The following is a 17,695-nucleotide window of genomic DNA, read 5'->3' on the forward strand; positions in this document are numbered from 1 at the left end:
CGCTTCGGAGGGAGCCGCCGTGGCCCGCACGCCCGCGCCCGACACCCGCGACCGCATCCTCGCGACCGCATCGCGCCTGTTCTACGAGCACGGGGTGCGCGCGGTGGGCATGAACCAGGTGATCGCCGAGGCGGGCACCGGCAAGAACCTGCTCTACACCCACTTCCCGGCGAAGGCCGACCTCGTCGCGGCCTACCTGAAGCGCGCCCGCGACCTCCGGGCCGCGCAGGGCCGCCGCGCCCGCGAGGCCGCCGCGGACGACCCTCGCGCGCAGGTGCTCGCGGTCGTCGAGGAGGTGGCGGCCTTCACCGCCCGACCGGCGTTCCGCGGCTGCGCCTTCCGCAACTACCTCGCGGAGTTCCCCGACGACGCCGACCTCGGCGACGGGGACCGGCCCACGCCCGCCGCCGTGGCCCGCGACGTCCTGGCCGAGGGCCACCGCCGGCTCGCCGGGCTCGTCGCGGCCCTCGGCGTCGCCGACCCCGAGCGCCTCACCGAGGAGCTCTGGCTCCTCATCGACGGCCTCTACCTGCAGGCCGCCTACCGCGATCGCCTCGACGCGGCGGTCGCCGCCGAGACCGCCGTGGACCTGGCCCGCCGGCTCGTCGACGAGCGCACGTCGTGAGCGCGAGCCCGCGCACCGTCCTGCTGATCACCTCGGCCGCGGCGTTCCTGTCGAGCCTCGACCTGTTCATCGTCAACCTGGCCTTCCCCGCCATCCGCGCCGACTTCCCGGGCAGCGACCTCGGGGCGCTCTCGTGGGTGCTCAACGGCTACACGGTGGTCTTCGCGGCGTTCCTGGCCCTCGCCGGACGCCTGGCCGACCGCCTGGGCCACCGGCGGGTCTTCCTCGTCGGGCTCGCGGTGTTCACGCTCGCGTCCGCCGCCTGCGCCGCGGCCCCGTCGGTGGGCCTGCTCGTCGCCGGGCGGGCCGTGCAGGCGCTCGGGGCGGCGCTGGTGACCCCGACATCGCTGTCGCTGCTGCTCGCGGCGTTCCCCGCCGAGCGCCGCGCCCACGCGGTCGGCGCCTGGGCGTCGATCGGCGCCGTCGCCGCGGCGCTCGGGCCGCCGCTGGGCGGGCTGCTCGTCGAGGCGTCGTGGCACTGGGTCTTCCTCGTCAACGTCCCCGTCGGCGTCGTCGCCCTCCTCGCCGGCCTCCGGGCGCTGCCGGCGGGGACGACCCAGCGCGACACCGGCCTGCCCGACGTCCTGGGCGCGGTGGGGCTGGTGGTCGGCGTCGGCGCGCTCGCCTACGCGCTGGTCCGCGCCCCCGACCTCGGGTGGTCGTCGGTCCCGGTGCTCGTGGCCCTCGCCGTCGCGCTGCTCGGGCTCGCCGGGGTGGTCCTGCGCTCGCGGCGCCACGCCGTGCCGGCGCTGGACCTCGCCGTGGTGCGCACCCCGGTGGTCGGGTTCGCCGCCCTGGCGATGATCGCCTTCACCACCGGCTTCGCCGGCATGCTCGTCGCCAACGTGCTGTTCCTGACCGGGACGTGGGGCTGGTCGGCGCCGGTCGCCGGGCTCGCGCTGGCGGTGGGACCCGCCGTGGTCGTGGGGGTGTCGCGGCTGTCGGGCCACCTCACGGGCCGGTTCGGGATCGGGCGGGTCGTCGCCGTGGGCGGGCTGGTGTTCGCCGCGGGACCGGCCTGGTGGGCGCTGTGGCTGGGCCCGGTGTCGTCCGGGGCCCACTACGCGGCCGGCATGCTGCCCGGCCAGATCGCGACCGGCCTCGGGGTCGGCCTGATCCTGCCGGCACTGTCGTCGGTGGTCGGGGTGGCGCTGCCGGCGCACCGGTGGGGCACCGGCTCGTCGCTGATCACCACGGCGCGCCAGGTCGGCTCGGTGCTCGGGGTGGCGGTGCTCGTGTCGGTGATCGGCACTCACACGACCGGCCGGCCCGAGGAGCTCGGGCTGCTGCGGGCGGGATGGGTGGTGCTGGCGCTCGCCGGGGTCGTGGCGTCGGCGTTCGCGGTGGCCCTCGCGCGCGCGGAGACCCGCGCGCAGACGACTGCGCGCCCGGAGCCCGTCCTCACGGCGGATTGCCCGGCCGGGCGAGCGGGGTAGACACCTCTCATGGCCATCGCAACGACGAACCCCGCCACGGGGGAGACCGTCAAGGAGTTCGACGCCCTCACCGAGGCGCAGCTGGAGGAGAAGCTCCAGCGCGCCTGGGACGCGTTCCAGAGCTATCGCGACACCACGTTCGAGCAGCGTGCCGGCTGGCTGCGGGCGGCGGCGGACATCTTCGACGCCGAGAACGAGCGCCTGGCCGAGCTCGCCACCCTCGAGATGGGCAAGACCTTCGCCGCGGCGAAGGCCGAGGTCACCAAGTGCGCGCTGGGCTGCCGCTGGTACGCCGACCACGCCGAGGAGGACCTCGCCGACGTCGAGTGGCCCAAGCCGAAGTCGGCGCCCGAGCACGCGCGGATCTTCACCCGCTACCAGCCGCTCGGGCCGGTGCTGGCGATCATGCCGTGGAACTTCCCCTACTGGCAGGTGCTGCGCTTCGCCGCGCCCGCGCTCATGGCCGGCAACGTCGGCCTGCTCAAGCACGCGTCGAACGTGCCCCAGGTGGCCCTGGCCATCGAGGACGTCCTCACGCGCGCCGGCTTCCCCGAGGGCGCGTTCCAGACGCTGCTCGTGGGCTCCTCGGTGATCGAGGGGATCATCGACGACGACCGCGTCCGCGCCGTGACGCTCACCGGCAGCGAGCCCGCGGGCCGCGAGGTCGGCGCCCGCGCCGGCCAGAACGTCAAGACCAGCGTGCTCGAGCTCGGTGGCAGCGACCCGTTCATCGTCATGCCGTCGGCCGACGTCGATGCCACCGTCGAGGCGGCGGTGGCGAGCCGCATGCTGAACAACGGCCAGTCGTGCATCAACGCCAAGCGGTTCATCGTCCACGAGCAGATCGCCGACGAGTTCACGCAGAAGCTGGTCGAGAAGATGGAGTCGCTGACGATGGGCGACCCCATGGACGAGAACACCGACCTCGGCCCGATGAGCCAGGGCAACGGCGTGACCGACCTCGACGAGCAGGTCCAGGACTCGATCAAGGCGGGCGCGAAGCTGCTCACCGGCGGCAAGCCCGCGGACGGGCCGGGCAACTACTACCCGGCGACGGTGCTGGCCGACATCCCCAAGGAGGCCCGCGCGTACCGCGAGGAGCTGTTCGGGCCCGTGGCGCTGGTGTTCCGCGCGCAGGACGCCGACGACGCCATCCGCATCGCCAACGACTCCGACTTCGGGCTGGGCGGCAGCGCCTGGACCGAGGACGAGGACGAGAAGATCAAGTTCGCGACCCAGGTCGAGTCCGGGATGGTCTACATCAACAAGATCACCGAGTCGACGCCCGAGGTGCCGTTCGGCGGAGCGAAGAACTCCGGCTACGGCCGCGAGCTCGCGAGCTTCGGACCCCAGTCGTTCGTCAACGCGAAGACGATCTGGATCCAGTGAGCTAGAGACCCAGCCCGGCGGCGGCCCGGCGCGCGGCCTCCGTCCAGGCCGTGTGCCGGCCGTGGAACACCTCCGCGGCCCGGTGCCCGACCCACGGCGACGGCAGCAGCGCGTCGGGCAGCCCCGGGTCGAGGAACGGGAAGCGGCGCCACGCGTCGACCAGGCGGATCTGCGCGGCGAGCACGGCGGCGTCGTCGGCGGGCTCGAGGTCGGCGAAGGCCCCGACGAACTCCTCGTACCGCGCCTCGAGGTCGCCGAGGTCCCACGCGCGGGCGGCGAGCTCGGCCGCGGTGAGCCCGCCGTGGTACTCGCCGGTGACCACGTGGGCGTCGGTGGGCCCGTTCTCGGCGAGGACCTCGCGCACCTCGTCGAGGCGCCCGGTGTCGGGGGAGACCCACATGCCGGCGGCGGGGGAGCCGAGCCCGGCCCAGGCGAGGCGGGTGCGTAGCCGGTGGCGCCGCGCCCGCTGCTGCTCGGGGACGCTGGCGACGACGACGAGCCACTGCCCGTCCCACGCCGCCCGCGCCCGGCCGTGCGCGTAGATGCGCGCTGCGCCCTCGGTGAGCAGGCCGCGGCCCCACGGCGTCAGGTCCCAGCGCACGCGCCGCCCGACCCGCTCGGAGACGAGCATGCCGTCGGCCGCGGTGCGCGCCAGCGCCTGGCGCGCCGACTTCTCCTCGACGCCCACGAGGCCGAGCACGTCGACGACGGTCTGCGTCCACACCGGCTCGCCGCCGGGCAGCACGACCTCGCCGAGCACGGTGACGAGCAGCGAGCGCGCGCTGGTGGCCGCGACCTCGCGCCGCCGCGAGAACGGGTCGGGCCTCGCGTCGGGGGCGCTCTCGTCGGCGGTGGACATCACCGGTGATCCTAGGGCCCGCCCCGACCTGCGCCGTTACGGTGCGCGGGTGACTGCGCGAGCGACAGGGAGCCGGCCGCTGCGGGACGTCGACCGGGCGCACGTCTGGCACCCCTACGGGCCGATGCCCGGGCGGACCGACCCGCTCGTCGTGCGCTCGGCCCGGGGGGTCCGGCTCACCCTCGACGACGGCCGCGAGCTCGTCGACGGCATGTCGTCGTGGTGGGCGGCCGTGCACGGTTACCGGCACCCCGCGCTCGACGACGCCGTCGTGCGGGCCACCGGCGCGATGAGCCACGTGATGTTCGGCGGGCTCACCCACGACCCGGCGGTGGCGCTCGCCGAGCGGCTCGTGGCGCTGACCCCGGAGCCGCTGCAGCACGTCTTCCTCGCCGACTCCGGGTCGGTGTCGATCGAGGTCGCGCTCAAGATGTGCCTGCAGTACCAGCGGGCCCGGGGCCGCCCGGGCCGGACGCGGATGATGACCTGGCGCGGCGGCTACCACGGCGACACCTTCGGCGCGATGAGCGTGTGCGACCCCGACGGCGGCATGCACAGCGCGTGGACCGGGTTCCTGCCGCAGCAGGTGTTCGCCGACCGGCCGCCGTCTGCCTTCGACCCCGCCTACGACGACCACCTGCGCGCGGTGGCGGCGGCGCACGTCGACGGGATCGCCGGGATCGTCGTCGAGCCGGTGGTGCAGGGCGCGGGCGGGATGCGCTTCCACGACCCGCGCCACCTGCGCATCCTCCGCGAGATCGCCGATGCGCACGACCTCGTGCTGGTGTTCGACGAGATCGCCACCGGGTTCGGGCGCACCGGGACGCTGTTCGCCGCCGAGCAGGCGGGGGTGTCCCCGGACGTGATGTGCCTCGGCAAGGCGCTGACCGGTGGCTACCTCACCGCGGCCGCCGCGCTGTGCACGCCGGCGGTGGCGACGGCGATCAGCGAGGGCGAGGCCGGCGGGCTCATGCACGGGCCGACGTTCATGGCCAACCCGCTGGCGGCGACCGTGGCGGCCGCGAGCATCGACGAGCTGCTGCGCCGCGACTGGGCCGGCGAGGTCGCCGCGCTCGGGGCGGGCCTGCGGGAGGGGCTGGCGCCGGCCCGGACGGCGCCCGGGGTGGCGGACGTCCGGGTGCTCGGCGGCATCGGGGTGATCCAGCTCGACCACCCCGTCGACGTGCCCGCCGCCCAGGCCGCCGCCGAGGCGCACGGGGTCTGGCTGCGCCCGTTCCGGGACCTCGTCTACGCGATGCCGCCCTACGTGACCCCGGCCGAGGACGTCCTGCGGATCGGGGAGGCGATGGTCGCCGCGGCCTCGGCCGGGTGAACACTCCGTAACGAGCGCATGAGGCGGACGTGAGACCGTCATGAGGCGATGTGACGTGGACGCCCGTATCGCCCGATTCGTTCCTTTTCACTCGGCCGGACCAACGACCCGTCCGGATCGGAACGGACCGAGCGTGGTGGTCGCGTCGCCGATGCCCTGCTCCGGGCCGGATCACACTCGGATGTGGGACCGCGGGTACCGCGTGACCCCGGTTGATCGGAACGCAGCGTCACGATCAACTCCGCGAGGTCCGGACGGCGTCCGGGCGGTGGTGCACAGTGATCACTGCGCCTCCGGCACGCGGCGACGTCGTCCGGCCGATGACGCCGGGTGACCGGCGTCCGGGGCGCCCCCAGCCGCCGGTGATCGTCGCCGATCACCCCCCGCCGGGCCGTCGCACGGCCCTCGACGGAGGACCCATGACCACCGGAGCGACCGCTGTCCCGGGCACCGACCGGGACTCCCCGACCTGGCGCGAGAAGCTGCGCGCCGATCTCCCCGCCTCACTCGTCGTCTTCCTCGTCGCCGTCCCCCTCTCGCTCGGGATCGCGGTGGCCTCCGACGCGCCGCTGACCGCGGGGCTGATCGCCGCGGCGGTCGGTGGCCTCGTCGCCGGGGCCCTCGGCGGCTCCCCGCTGCAGGTCAGCGGGCCCGCCGCCGGCCTCACCGTCGTCGTCGCCGACCTCGTCGGGCGCTTCGGCTGGGGCGTGACCTGCGCGATCACCGTGGCCGCCGGTGTGCTGCAGGTGCTGTTCGGCCTCACGAGGACCGGGCGCGCGGCGCTGGCGATCTCGCCGGCCGTCGTGCACGGGATGCTCGCCGGCATCGGCGTGACGATCGTGCTCGGCCAGCTGCACGTGGTGCTGGGCGGCGAGCAGCAGGACGACGCGATCGCGAACGTCCTCGCCCTGCCCGAGCAGCTGCTCTCCCTGCACGGCCCGGCGACGGCGCTCGGTCTCGCCGTCATCGCGATCCTGCTGGCCTGGCCGCGCCTGCCCGCGAGCCTGCCTGGCTGGGTGCGCGGCATCCCGGCGCCGCTGCTCGTCGTCGCGCTCGTCACCGTCGTCGCGTCGGCGTCCGCGCTGCCCGTCGAGCGGGTCGAGATCGGCGGGTCGGTCCTCGAGGCGCTGACGCCGCCCGTGCTGCCCGACGGGCAGTGGGGGGCGTTCGCCGTCGGCGTGCTGACGATCGCGATCATCGCCAGCGTCGAGAGCCTGCTGTCGGCGGTGGCCGTCGACCGCATGCACTCCGGCGCCAAGTCGGACCTCGACCGCGAGCTCATCGGCCAGGGCGCGGGCAACACGCTGTCGGGCCTGCTCGGCGGCCTGCCGATCACCGGCGTCATCGTGCGCAGCTCGACCAACGTGGCCGCGGGTGCGAGGAGCCGCGCCTCGGCGATCCTGCACGGCCTCTGGATCGTCGTGTTCTCCGTCGCCCTGCTGGGGCTCGTGGAGCAGATCCCCATGGCCGTGCTCGCGGGCCTGCTCGTGGTGATCGGCGCGCGGCTGGTGAAGCTCGCCCACATGCGCGAGCTGCACCGCCACGGCGAGCTGCCGGTGTACGCCGTGACGATCCTCGGCGTGGTGTTCACCGACCTGCTCACCGGCGTGATCGCGGGCCTGGTGCTCGCCCTGCTGCTGGTGCTGCGGCGGGTGGTGTGGGCGTCGATCGACGTGCAGGCGCCGGTCACCGACGGGCCCTGGCATGTCGTCGTCGAGGGCGCGCTGTGCTTCCCGTCGATCCCGCGCCTGGCCCGCCGCCTCGGCCAGGTGCCCGCCGGGGCGCCGGTGGTGATCGACCTGGTCACCGACTACCTCGATCACGCCGCCTACGACCACCTCTCGGAGTGGGTCGAGCGCCACGAGCAGGGCGGCGGGGACGTGCGCGTCGACGAGGTCGGCACGATGGGCCTGCTCGACCGGCGCGCGGCCGCGAACGGCGGTCCCGGCGACCGCCGCCCCGGGCCGGTGCCGCGGTTCCTGTCGCCGTGGTCGGTGTGGCAGGCGGGGCACGACGAGCGCTACGGCGTCGGCGCGGGACACGGGCACCCGCAGGACGAGGCGGGCGACCCCATCCTCACCGGGCTGCGCGAGTACCACCGGCGGGCCGCCGGGCTGGTCGCGCCGTACCTGTCCGACCTCGCCGACGGGCAGTCGCCGTACGCGTTCTTCCTGACGTGCTCGGACTCGCGGGTCGTCCCGAACGTGCTGACCTCGAGCGGGCCGGGCGACCTGTTCACCGTCCGCAACGTCGGCAACCTCGCGCCGGTGGAGGGCGCCGACGACTCGGTCGGCGCGTCGGTGGAGTACGCGCTCGACGCGCTCGAGGTCCCGACGCTCGTGGTCTGCGGGCACTCCGGGTGCGGCGCGATGACCGCGGCGCTGCGGGGCACCGGCGGCGACGGCGTCCTCGGGCGCTGGCTCGACGGGGCCGGCGACAGCGTCGCGCGGTGGCGGGCCGGACATCCCGTGGCGGCCGAGGCCGCGGCGCGCGGCGCGTCGGACGTCGACCAGCTGGCGATGGTCAACGTCGCGGTGCAGCTCGAGCGGCTGGCGCGCCACCCCGCCGTCGCCCGGGCGCTCGACGAGGCCCGGGTGCGCCTGGTCGGGCTGTACTTCGACATCGCCACCGCGCGCATGTCGGTGCTCGAGGGCGAGCGCTTCGCCCCCGCCTCGCGCGACCGGCTCGGGGCCGGCGCCGCCGGCACCCCCGGCGACCCCGCGACCTCGGCGATCCCGATCCCGTAGGCCGACCGGACCATGTGAGCGAACTTCGGGGCTATAGCCCCGAAGTTCGCTCACATACCCCGGATGGTGGCGCGGGCCGGGGTGTCGTCGGCGCCCTGGATCGTCGCGGCGAGCCCGCGCAGCGTCTCGCGGTCGGCGTCCTCGCGGACGGCGATCGAGAACTCGACGTCGGTCACCACGTCGCCGAAGCGCTCCAGCAGCCGCTCGCCGATGACGTCGTACGTCCCGATCACCGCGAACCGGTCGAGGGTCTCGTCGTCGATCATCTCCGGCAGCTCCTCCCAGCGCTGGGCCTTCGAGAGCTCCTTCGCCTCGCTCGCGAGGTCGGACAGGCCCAGGTGGTCGAACGCGGCGCGATACCCCGGCGTCGAGGCGTAGAAGGCGATGCGGGCGCGGGCGTCGCGGACCTTGACCGCCAGCTCGGAGTCCGTGCGCGCCGAGGCCACCAGCGGCTTCATCGCGACCCGGAAGTCGTCGAGCGGGCGCCCGCTGCGGGCGGCGCCGCGCCGGACCGCGGGGAGCATCACCTCGCGGATGTACGACGGCGTGCACACCGGGTGCGGGCGCACGCCGTCGGCGACCTCACCGGCCACCGCGCACATGTTCGTGTTGACCGCGGCGAGGTGCACCGGGATGTCCGGGTGCTCGATGGGGCCGGCGTCGAACAGCGGGACCATGAGGTCGAGGTCGTAGTGCTCGCCGTGGTGCTCCAGCGGCGCGCCGGTCTGCCAGGTGGCCCACACCGCCCGCATCGCCTGCACGTACTCGCGCATCCACGGCGCCGGCGGCGACCACGCCATCCCGTAGCGGCGCCGGATGTGCCCGCGCACCTGCGTGCCCATCCCGAGCGTGAACCGACCGCCGGAGAGCTTCTGGAGCGTCCAGGCCTGCAGCGCCATCACCGTGGGACTGCGCGGGAACGCGATCGCCACCGCGGTCCCGAGGCACAGGGTGCGGGTGGCGGCCGCGGCGAGGGTGAGGACGGCGAACGGGTCGTCCTTGGTCTCCTCGACGGCCAGGCCGCCGTAGCCGATCTCCTCGAGCAGCGCCGCGCTCGCGCCGACCGCGTGGATGTCCAGCGGGGTGTCCGGGGTCCGCAGACCCGGGTCGACCTTGCCCAGCGGCAGGAGCGTCTCGAGGCGCATGACCCACACCACCATGTGCGTGGTTTCCGGCGCTATAGCGCCGGAAAGTACGCACGTAGGGTGGCCGCCGTGAGCTGGCTGGGTGCGTGGCTGGAGGAGACGGCGGCGGTGCGCGCGCAGGCGGGGCTGCGCCGGACGCTGCGGCCTCGGGAGGCCGTCGACCCCGTCGTCGACCTCGCCTCCAACGACTACCTCGGCCTCGCCCGCGACCCGCGCGTCGTCGAGGCGGGCGCGGCCGCCGTCCGCACGTGGGGCGCCGGGTCGACCGGATCGCGGCTGGTCACGGGCTCGACGCGACTGCACGGCGAGCTCGAGGACGCGCTCGCCGACTTCACCGGCAGCCCGGCGGCGCTGGTGTTCTCGTCGGGCTACACCGCGAACCTCGGCGCGGTCACCGCGCTCACCGGGCGCGGCGCGCTGGTGGTCTCCGACGTCGCCGCGCACGCCTCGCTCGTCGACGCCGCCCGGCTCTCGCGCGCCCGCGTCGAGGTGGCCCGCTGCACCGACCCCGCCGCCGTCGACCGGGTACTGGCCGCGCGCGCGGAGCCCCGCGCCCTGGTCGTCGTCGACGGCGTGGACAGCGTCGACGGGGGCCTCGCGCCGCTCGCCGAGCTGCACGCCGTCTGCCGGGCCCGCGACGCCGTCCTGCTCGTCGACGACGCGCACGGCCTCGGCGTCCGCGGTCCCGGCGGGAGCGGGACGCTCGCCGAGGCCGGGCTCGCCGGGGCGCCCGACGTCGTGCTCACCGCGACACTGTCGAAGTCGCTCGGCGCCCAGGGCGGCGTGGTGCTGGGCGACCGCGCCGTCGTGGAGCACCTCGTCGACACCGCCCGGCCCTTCATCTTCGACACCGGGCTCGCCCCGGCCGCGGCGGGCGCGGCGCTGGCCGCGCTGGAGATCGTGCGCGCCGAGCCCGAGCGGGTCGCCGCGCTGCACACGGCGGCGGCGACCGTGGCGGCCTCGGCGCGCGCCGCCGCGCCGGCCCTGGACGTGCCGGTGCCCACCGCGGCGATGGTGCCGGTGGTGCTCGGCGACCCCGAGGTCGCCGTGGCCGCCGCCGCGGCGTGCGCCGAGCACGGCCTGCGCGCCGGCTGCTTCCGCCCGCCCTCGGTGCCGCCGGGCACGTCGCGCCTGCGGCTCACGGCCCGCGCCGACCTGACCGCCGACGACCTCGCGCTCGTCGACCAGGTGCTGCACAAGGTGCTATCGGGGGCGGGCCAGCCGTAGCGCGATGACCACGGCCGCGCCGGCGGCGACCACCGCCGACACCGGCTGCACGGGGTGCACGACGAACCCGACCGCGAGGAACCCGACCATCGCGACGGCGTAGACGACGCCGGCGGCCCGGAGCCCGGCGCGCGCCACCGCGACCCCCAGCGCCACGCTGCCGACCAGGAGCAGCAGCACCCCGACCAGCGCGGTCGACACCAGCGCGGGCCCGTAGACGTCGGCGTCGATCGCGGGCGCCTCGGCGACGCCGCGCAGGTGGGCCCGCCCGATCGCGGGCTGGGCGAACGCGGCGGCACCGAACACCGCCGCGGTCACCACGTTGCCGGCCACGAGCGTCGCCACGGCGAGCACCGCCGGGCGCGCGCCGCGCACGACGACGGCCAGCGCGACCGCCCCGAGCGCGCCCAGGGCGGCGCCCGCGATGCTCGCGCCGAGGTGGCCGGCCAGGAACGGCGCGGTGGTGACGTAGCGCGCGTAGGCGTCGAACCGCGTCGCGGGATCGGGCTGGTGGGTGAGCGTGCCCAGCGCCAGGAGCAGGGCGTGCAGCGGCAGCAGCCAGAGGCCCGTCCGGGCGACGGCGGGAGCGGCGGAGGAAGGCTGCACGGCCTCGGGGGGGGGTGACCATCGCGACGCTCCTTTTCGTCAGACCGACTGTATGTCGGAATGTCGGTAACCTCAACGCGGTGAGCCCCCGCCCGTACCGCCTCGGTGAGCGGGCCGTCGCGGTGGCCGACACCCGGCGGCGCATCGTCGGCGCCGCGCGCGACCTGCTCTGTGCGGGAGGTCCCCAGGCGTCGCTCGACGAGGTCGCCCGGCGCGCCGACGTCGCCCGGGCCACCGTCTACCAGCACTTCGGCTCGAAGCTGGGGCTCGTCGAGGGGGTGCTCGCCGACCTCGAGGAGCGCGCCGACCTCGCCGGGCTCACCCGGGTCGTCACCGACACCCCGCCCGCGCAGCTCGTCGGCGCGGTGATCGCCGACGGCTGCCGCTACTGGGCCACCGACCCGGTGCTCGCGCGGCGCATCCTGGGTCTCGCGGCCGCCGACCCCGGCGCCGCCGCGCTCGTCGCCCGCCACGACGAGGGCCGGCTCGCGCTGCTGCGCACGGTCGTCGACCGGCTCGCGGCGGCCGGTCTGCTCGGGGTCGGGGCCGACGAGGCCCTGGACGTGCTCTGGCTGGTGACGAGCTTCGACGCCTACGACACGCTGGCCTCGGCGCGGGGCCGCACGACACGGGCGGCCGCCGCCCTGCTGACGGACATCGCGTACCCCCGCCTGGCGCGGCGCGACTAGCCCGAATCACCCAGCGTGGCACAGGTGGTCACGCAACGTGTCACCGCGGTACCGTTCGGGTACTGGACTCGGTGCTCACGACGGTGCGACCGGGGAGGACGGCATGACGACGGTGCTGGGCCCCGGGCGTGACGAGGCCCCCTCCCGGCACACGCTGCTCGTCTCCGACGCGGTCGTCCAGGGCCGGCGGGGCGCGGCGTCCTGGGTCGAGCGGGAGCTCTCCCTCGGGTCGAAGGTCTTCTACAAGGGCTGGCCGCCGAGCGGCGGGCGCGCCGACCAGCACTGGCTGACCGGCCCGGCCGGCCCGCGCGGCGCCCGGGACGCCCTGTCCACCGGGCAGCTCGAGTTCCTCGACTTCCCGACCCTCGTCGAGCGCTCCGGGGCCACGGCCGACGGCGTGCTCGCGGTGTACCGCGGCGAGGTCGAGCGCGCCCTCGACGACCTGTGGCCCACCGTGGCCATGACCCAGGAGAGCCCCGAGCTCCCCATGGCCGACGACGCCGGGCTCGTCTCGGAGTACGCCCGCTGGGAGTCGGGCTTCGACGACCTCACCCACCGGTGGCCGGTCCGGATGCTCTGCCAGCTCTGCGCGGCGACCGAGAGCGAGCGCTCGGTCTGGGAGACCGTCGCCGTGCACCACCGCGACGTCGTCGACGGCTTCTGGTCGGCCACCGCCGACGACGGGCACTGGCAGCCGCGCGGCGACCTCGACGCCCGCGTCGCCCGCCGCTTCGGGGCCGCGGTGCACGGCGCGCTGCGCACGGCGCGCGAGGGCGAGCACGGCCCCGACCTGCACCTCGACCTCTCCGGCATCGACTTCATGGACGTCGCCTGCGCGGAGATCCTCATGCTCGCGGCCCGGTCCGCGCCCGCCGGCCAGCACGTGGTGCTCCACGGCGGGCCGCGGTTCCTGCGGCGGCTGTTCGACGCCGTCGGGCGCCCGGGGTCGGTCCGGGAGAGCGGGGACACCCCGTGACCCCCGGGCCCCTCGACCCCGTCCCGTCCGGCCTCGTCCACCTGGGGCTCGAGTTCGACGGCCCCGACGACCTCACCGCGAGCGCCCTGCCGACGCTGCGGCGCGCGATCGACGGCGGCGACGAGGTCGTGGTGGCCGCCGACCGCGCCACCGTGCGGCGCCTGCGCGAGGCCCTGGGCGCCGACGCCGGGCGCGTCGCGTTCCCGCCGCCGGCCACCCTGATCCGGGCGTCGGAGCCCGACTTCCTCGCCGGCGTCCTCGACTGGGTCCGCCCCGGACGGCGCACGACGGTGCTCGGCCAGTACCCGCCGTGGATGTCCGTGCGCGACTGCGCGTTCGGCGAGGACGCGGTGGGCGTGGTCCGCGGCGACCTGCCGCTGACCCTGATCTGCTGCGCCCGCCGCGACCTCGACCCGGACCTGCTCGCCGTCCTGCGCCGCACCCACCCGCAGCTCGCCACGGCCATCGGCGTCGTCGACAACCCTGACCACCGCGCCCCCGCGACGGCGAGCCCGACGCCCGCGGCGCTGTGGGGCGCGGTCGCGGGCCGCGTCGGGGTCGAGGGGCTCGGCGACCTCGCCGCCCTGCGCCGCTGTGTCGCCGAGGTCGCCGCCCGCGCGGGGCTGGAGGGCGACGCCGTGCGCGCCGCCGTGCTCGCGGTGCACGAGGCGGCGGTGCTCGCGGTCCGCCGCGGCGAGCCGGACCACGCGCACCTCACCCTCGAGGTCCGCGCGCGGCCCGGGCAGACGCTGTTCTCCGAGCTGACCGGGCCGCACGGCATCCCGGTCCAGCCGGGCCCGCACGGCGACCCGCTCGCGCACCTGCGCCCGTTCTGCGCCCGCGCGGCGGTCCACGACGAGGACGAGCGCCGGGCGGTCCGGGTCCTGTCGACCGTCTGAGCCGCGGCTACGGTCCCGCACCGTGCGGACCCTGATCGTCACCGGCACCGGTACCGACGTCGGCAAGACGGTGGTGGTCGCCGCCGTCGCCGCCCTGGCGCGGGCGGCGGGCGAGCGCGTCACCGTGGTCAAGCCGGCCCAGACCGGCGTCGGGCCCGGCGAGGACGGCGACCTCGCCACCGTCGCGCGCCTGGCCGGGGACGTCGACACCCTCGAGCTCGCCCGGTTCCCCGAGCCGCTGGCGCCCGCGACGGCGGCCCGCCGCGCCGGGGCGACGCCGGTGACGGCCGCGCAGGTGGTGGACGCGGTGCGGGCGCTCGACGCCGACCTCATGATCGTCGAGGGTGCCGGCGGGCTGCTGGTGCGCCTCAACGACGGCGCCGGGACCTACCCGCCCGAGACGCTCGCCGACGTCGCGGCCGGCCTCGGGGCGCCGGTGCTGCTGGTCGCGAGCGCCGGGCTCGGCGTGCTCAACACCGCCGCGCTGACCGCCGAGGCCCTCGCCCGCCGCGCGGTGCCGCTGGCCGGCACGGTCGTCGGCGCCTACCCGGAGCACCCCGACCTCGCCGAGCGGACCAACCTGGCCGACCTGCCCGTGGTCACCGGGGCGCCGCTGCTCGGCGTGCTGCCCGCCGGGCTCGGCACCGCGACACCGGCGCGTTTCCTCGAGGCCGCGCGGTGTGGCCTGGGTCCCCTCCTCGGCGGTGGGTGGTCCCCCGGGCACGACACGTGAGGCACACTGCGGCGAGCCCGAACAGGGCGCGACAGTGCCCGACAGAAGAGCGCCCGACGAAGGGAGCCGTGCGTGACGGCCGTCGATACCGGCACCACCGCCGAGGACACCGGCGGGGACATCCTCGCCGTGGCCCGCGAGCAGGTGCTCGAGCGCGGGGAGGGCCTGTCGCAGGAGCAGGTCCTGGCCGTCCTGCAGCTGCCCACCGACCGCCTGCACGAGGCGCTCGCGCTGGCCCACGAGGTGCGGATGCGCCACTGCGGGCCGGAGGTCGAGGTCGAGGGCATCGTGTCGCTCAAGACCGGCGGCTGCCCCGAGGACTGCCACTTCTGCTCGCAGTCGGGGCTGTTCGAGTCGCCGGTGCGCGCGGCGTGGCTCGACGTCGACCGCCTGGTGGAGGCGGCGAAGCAGACCGCGAAGACCGGGGCGACGGAGTTCTGCATCGTCGCCGCCGTGCGCGGGCCGGACGCCAAGCTCATGGAGCAGGTGCGCGCCGGGATCGCCGCGATCCGCGCCGAGGTCGACATCAACGTCGCCTGCTCGCTGGGGATGCTGACCCAGGAGCAGGTCGACGAGCTCGCCGCGATGGGCGTGCACCGCTACAACCACAACCTCGAGACCGCCCGATCGCACTTCCCCGAGGTCGTCACCACGCACTCCTGGGAGGAGCGCTGGGAGACCCTGCAGATGGTGCGCGCGGCGGGCATGGAGGTCTGCTGCGGCGGCATCGTCGGCATGGGGGAGACCCTCGAGCAGCGCGCGGAGTTCGCCGTGCAGCTCGCGGAGCTCGAGCCCGACGAGGTGCCGCTGAACTTCCTCATCCCGAACCCCGGCACCCCGTTCGCGCACCTCGAGGTGCCCCAGGGCGCCGACGCGCTGATGACGGTGGCGGCGTTCCGTCTCGCGCTGCCGCGCACCGTGCTGCGCTTCGCGGGCGGCCGCGAGCTCACCCTCGGCGACCTCGGTGCCGAGCAGGGCATGCTCGGCGGCGTCAACGCGATCATCGTCGGCAACTACCTGACCAACCTCGGGCGCCCGGCCGAGCAGGACCTCGACATGCTCGAGACCCTCAAGATGCCGATCAAGGCCCTGAACGACACGTTGTGAGCGCCGTCGTGGAGCCGCCCGCCGACGCCGACCTCGCCGTCGAGCGGCCGTTCTGCGCCTGGTGCGGCGCCGCGCGCACCGTCGGCGACCACGCCGGCTGCGACCGCCGGCTCGCCACCGTCGACCCGCCGCGCCACTGCCCGCTCTGCGCGCGGCGGATGGTCGTGCAGGTCGACCCGGTGGGCTGGACGGCGCGGTGCAGCCGGCACGGCGAGTCGGCGGGGGCGAACGGGTTCTCGTGACGGCGCTCGACGAGGACTTCCTGCCGACCGAGCCGGAGGGCCGGCTGACCCGCGGCGAGCTGCGCGGCGACGTGCCCGCGGCGCTGCGCCTCGCGGCGATCCTGGCCGTGGTCGGGCTCCCGCTCGGCGCGCTGTGGGCGTTGCTGGCGCCCGACACGAACGTCGTCGCCCTGCCCGGTGCCGGCACCGGCACCCCGGCGGGGGAGGCCGACCACGCGTTCGACGCGGTGGCGATCTTCCTGCTGATGATGACCGCGTTCGGCGTGGTCGCCGGCGCCGTCGCGTGGCGCCGCCGACACCGGCGCGGGCCGGTGGTGCTGGTCGCGGTGGTGCTCGGGTCGCTGGTCGGGGCCGTGCTGGCGGGGCGGGTCGGGGCGCTGTTCGCCTGGTCGGCGTCCCCGGTGCCGGTGCTCGTCGACCCGGCCGCCATCGGGACCGCGGGGGCGCCGGGCGCGCCCGTGCCCGCGGTGCTGACGAGCGTGCCCGCGTCGCCGGGACCCTGGTGGATCGCGCTGGTCGCCGGGCTCGGGGCGGCGCTGACGTACGTGCTCGCCGCGATCGTCGACGGGCACGAGGACATGGGGAGGGACACCGCATGACCGCTCTCGACCTCGCGGGCGAGCTGGTCCGCCTCGACACCCGCGGCGGCGGGGAACGCGTCGCCGCCGACCTGCTCGCGAACCGCCTCGAGGACGCCGGGCTGGTCGTCGACGTCCACGAGACGCGGCCCGGGCGGGCGAACCTCGTGGCGCGCCACGGTGACGCGACGCCGGTGACGCTCACCGGGCACCTCGACACCGTGCCCGCCGACGAGACGGTGTGGTCGTTCGACCCGCTCGCCGGCGACGTCGTCGACGGGCGGCTGCGCGGGCGGGGCGCGAGCGACATGAAGGCGGGCGTCGCCGCCGCCGTCGTCGCGGCCGCCGAGCACGTCCGCGGCGGCGGCACCGGCGTGCAGGTCGTGCTGACGTTCGGCGAGGAGACCGGCTGCGAGGGCGCCCGCGAGATCCCGGCCGGCGCGCTGCGGCCGTCCGGGACGCTGCTGGTGGCCGAGCCGACGAACAACCGCGTCGTGCTGGGCCACAAGGGCGTGCTGTGGCTGGTCCTGCACGCGACGGGGATCCCCGCGCACGGGTCGCGGCCCGACCTCGGCCACAACGCGCTGGTCGACCTGGCCCGCGCCGCGGTGCGCATCCACGAGCACGACGCCTGGCCGACCAGCCCCACCCACGGCGCGACCACCGCGAACGTCGGGATGATGCGCGCGGGCATCCAGCCCAACGTCGTGCCCGACCGCGCCGCGCTGACCGTCGACCTGCGCCTGGTCCCCGGCGACACCGCCGACGCGGCCGAGGCGACGGTCGTCGACCTGGCCGGCGTCGCGGTGGCGACCGAGCGCCTCGTCGAGCTGCCGCTGATCGACACCGACCCGCAGCGCGTCGCCCGGGCCGTCGAGCTGCTCGGCGGGGGCACGCCGAGCTACGCCACGTACTTCACCGACGCGAGCGTGCTCGCCGGCGCCCTCGGGGGCGCCGACACGATCGTCTGCGGCCCCGGCGAGCCCGAGCAGTGCCACGTCACCGACGAGTGGGCGCCGGCCGACCTGGTCGACCCCGCCGCCGAGGCCTACCGCCGGGTGCTGGCCGAGCTCACCTGACCGCTCACGGTCCAGACCTCACCAC

17 protein-coding genes are annotated in these 17,695 nt (G+C 76.0%); 14 read left to right on the top strand and 3 right to left on the bottom strand.

Annotation, left to right across the window (positions count from 1 at the left end):
* The first annotated feature begins 19 nt into the window (after window positions 1-19).
* The 3 genes from ACFPK1_RS30295 to ACFPK1_RS30305 are packed head-to-tail and all read left to right on the top strand — an operon-like array spanning window position 20 to window position 3,450.
* Entirely contained in the window at window positions 20-625 is a 606-nt protein-coding gene (locus ACFPK1_RS30295; protein WP_378024668.1) for a TetR/AcrR family transcriptional regulator, read from the top strand.
* Window positions 622-2,061 carry an MFS transporter gene (locus ACFPK1_RS30300; RefSeq protein WP_378024669.1) on the top strand — a complete coding sequence of 480 codons (1,440 nt, stop codon included), beginning with the start codon at window positions 622-624 and terminating at the stop codon, window positions 2,059-2,061. Before ACFPK1_RS30295 ends, ACFPK1_RS30300 begins: the two co-directional genes overlap by 4 nt.
* A gap of 9 nt (window positions 2,062-2,070) precedes the next feature.
* A complete protein-coding gene (locus tag ACFPK1_RS30305; RefSeq protein ID WP_378024670.1) occupies window positions 2,071-3,450 on the top strand; it encodes an NAD-dependent succinate-semialdehyde dehydrogenase in 1,380 nt (459 codons plus the stop codon).
* Window position 3,451: 1 nt separating this feature from the next.
* Here ACFPK1_RS30305 and ACFPK1_RS30310 read toward each other — a convergent pair whose 3' ends face one another.
* Complete coding sequence (locus ACFPK1_RS30310) at window positions 3,452-4,309, bottom strand: PaaX family transcriptional regulator (protein WP_378024671.1); 858 nt, start codon at window positions 4,307-4,309, stop codon at window positions 3,452-3,454.
* Window positions 4,310-4,358: 49 nt separating this feature from the next.
* Between ACFPK1_RS30310 and ACFPK1_RS30315 the strand changes: the two genes are divergently transcribed.
* Both ACFPK1_RS30315 and ACFPK1_RS30320 read left to right on the top strand, forming a co-directional pair.
* A complete protein-coding gene (locus tag ACFPK1_RS30315) occupies window positions 4,359-5,642 on the top strand; it encodes an adenosylmethionine--8-amino-7-oxononanoate transaminase (RefSeq protein WP_378024672.1) in 1,284 nt (427 codons plus the stop codon).
* Window positions 5,643-6,061: 419 nt separating this feature from the next.
* Window positions 6,062-8,389: a SulP family inorganic anion transporter gene (locus ACFPK1_RS30320; RefSeq protein ID WP_378024673.1), complete on the top strand. Its 2,328-nt coding sequence runs from the start codon at window positions 6,062-6,064 to the stop codon at window positions 8,387-8,389.
* A gap of 50 nt (window positions 8,390-8,439) precedes the next feature.
* Here the strand turns inward: ACFPK1_RS30320 and ACFPK1_RS30325 are convergent, their stop codons facing one another.
* A complete protein-coding gene (locus ACFPK1_RS30325; RefSeq protein ID WP_378024674.1) occupies window positions 8,440-9,534 on the bottom strand; it encodes a TIGR03617 family F420-dependent LLM class oxidoreductase in 1,095 nt (364 codons plus the stop codon).
* Between the two features lie 69 nt (window positions 9,535-9,603).
* Here ACFPK1_RS30325 and ACFPK1_RS30330 point away from each other — a divergent pair, with 69 nt between their 5' ends.
* The gene (locus ACFPK1_RS30330) at window positions 9,604-10,761 is read left to right on the top strand and encodes an 8-amino-7-oxononanoate synthase (protein ID WP_378024675.1); all 1,158 of its coding nucleotides are present in this window, start codon (window positions 9,604-9,606) and stop codon (window positions 10,759-10,761) included.
* On the opposite strand, the gene ACFPK1_RS30335 is transcribed toward ACFPK1_RS30330, so the two are convergent.
* A complete protein-coding gene (locus ACFPK1_RS30335) occupies window positions 10,738-11,367 on the bottom strand; it encodes a hypothetical protein (protein WP_378024676.1) in 630 nt (209 codons plus the stop codon). The genes ACFPK1_RS30330 and ACFPK1_RS30335 overlap by 24 nt on opposite strands.
* A gap of 80 nt (window positions 11,368-11,447) precedes the next feature.
* On the opposite strand from ACFPK1_RS30335, the gene ACFPK1_RS30340 reads away from it, so the two are divergent.
* From ACFPK1_RS30340 to ACFPK1_RS30375, 8 genes are all read left to right on the top strand, one after another.
* Window positions 11,448-12,056 (top strand): TetR/AcrR family transcriptional regulator, encoded by a 609-nt coding sequence (locus ACFPK1_RS30340; protein WP_378024677.1) that lies wholly within the window; start codon window positions 11,448-11,450, stop codon window positions 12,054-12,056.
* A 103-nt stretch (window positions 12,057-12,159) separates the two neighbouring features.
* Window positions 12,160-13,032, top strand: coding sequence for an STAS domain-containing protein (locus tag ACFPK1_RS30345; RefSeq protein ID WP_378024678.1), 873 nt, complete (start codon window positions 12,160-12,162; stop codon window positions 13,030-13,032).
* The gene (locus tag ACFPK1_RS30350) at window positions 13,029-13,931 is read left to right on the top strand and encodes an ATP-binding protein (RefSeq protein WP_378024679.1); all 903 of its coding nucleotides are present in this window, start codon (window positions 13,029-13,031) and stop codon (window positions 13,929-13,931) included. Before ACFPK1_RS30345 ends, ACFPK1_RS30350 begins: the two co-directional genes overlap by 4 nt.
* Before the next feature lie 22 nt (window positions 13,932-13,953).
* Window positions 13,954-14,664 carry a dethiobiotin synthase gene (bioD, locus tag ACFPK1_RS30355; protein WP_378024680.1) on the top strand — a complete coding sequence of 237 codons (711 nt, stop codon included), beginning with the start codon at window positions 13,954-13,956 and terminating at the stop codon, window positions 14,662-14,664.
* A gap of 72 nt (window positions 14,665-14,736) precedes the next feature.
* Window positions 14,737-15,771 carry a biotin synthase BioB gene (gene bioB / locus ACFPK1_RS30360; protein WP_378024681.1) on the top strand — a complete coding sequence of 345 codons (1,035 nt, stop codon included), beginning with the start codon at window positions 14,737-14,739 and terminating at the stop codon, window positions 15,769-15,771.
* Window positions 15,768-16,013: a biotin synthase auxiliary protein BsaP gene (gene bsaP, locus ACFPK1_RS30365; RefSeq protein ID WP_378024682.1), complete on the top strand. Its 246-nt coding sequence runs from the start codon at window positions 15,768-15,770 to the stop codon at window positions 16,011-16,013. The genes bioB and bsaP overlap by 4 nt, the downstream gene beginning before the upstream one ends.
* Window positions 16,010-16,612 carry a DUF2567 domain-containing protein gene (locus ACFPK1_RS30370; RefSeq protein ID WP_378024683.1) on the top strand — a complete coding sequence of 201 codons (603 nt, stop codon included), beginning with the start codon at window positions 16,010-16,012 and terminating at the stop codon, window positions 16,610-16,612. Before bsaP ends, ACFPK1_RS30370 begins: the two co-directional genes overlap by 4 nt.
* A complete protein-coding gene (locus ACFPK1_RS30375; protein ID WP_378024684.1) occupies window positions 16,609-17,670 on the top strand; it encodes a M20 family metallopeptidase in 1,062 nt (353 codons plus the stop codon). The genes ACFPK1_RS30370 and ACFPK1_RS30375 overlap by 4 nt, the downstream gene beginning before the upstream one ends.
* Window positions 17,671-17,695 lie beyond the last annotated feature (25 nt).

This window comes from Actinomycetospora rhizophila, from assembly GCF_042657905.1.
In the GTDB taxonomy this organism is placed as follows: domain Bacteria; phylum Actinomycetota; class Actinomycetes; order Mycobacteriales; family Pseudonocardiaceae; genus Actinomycetospora; species Actinomycetospora rhizophila.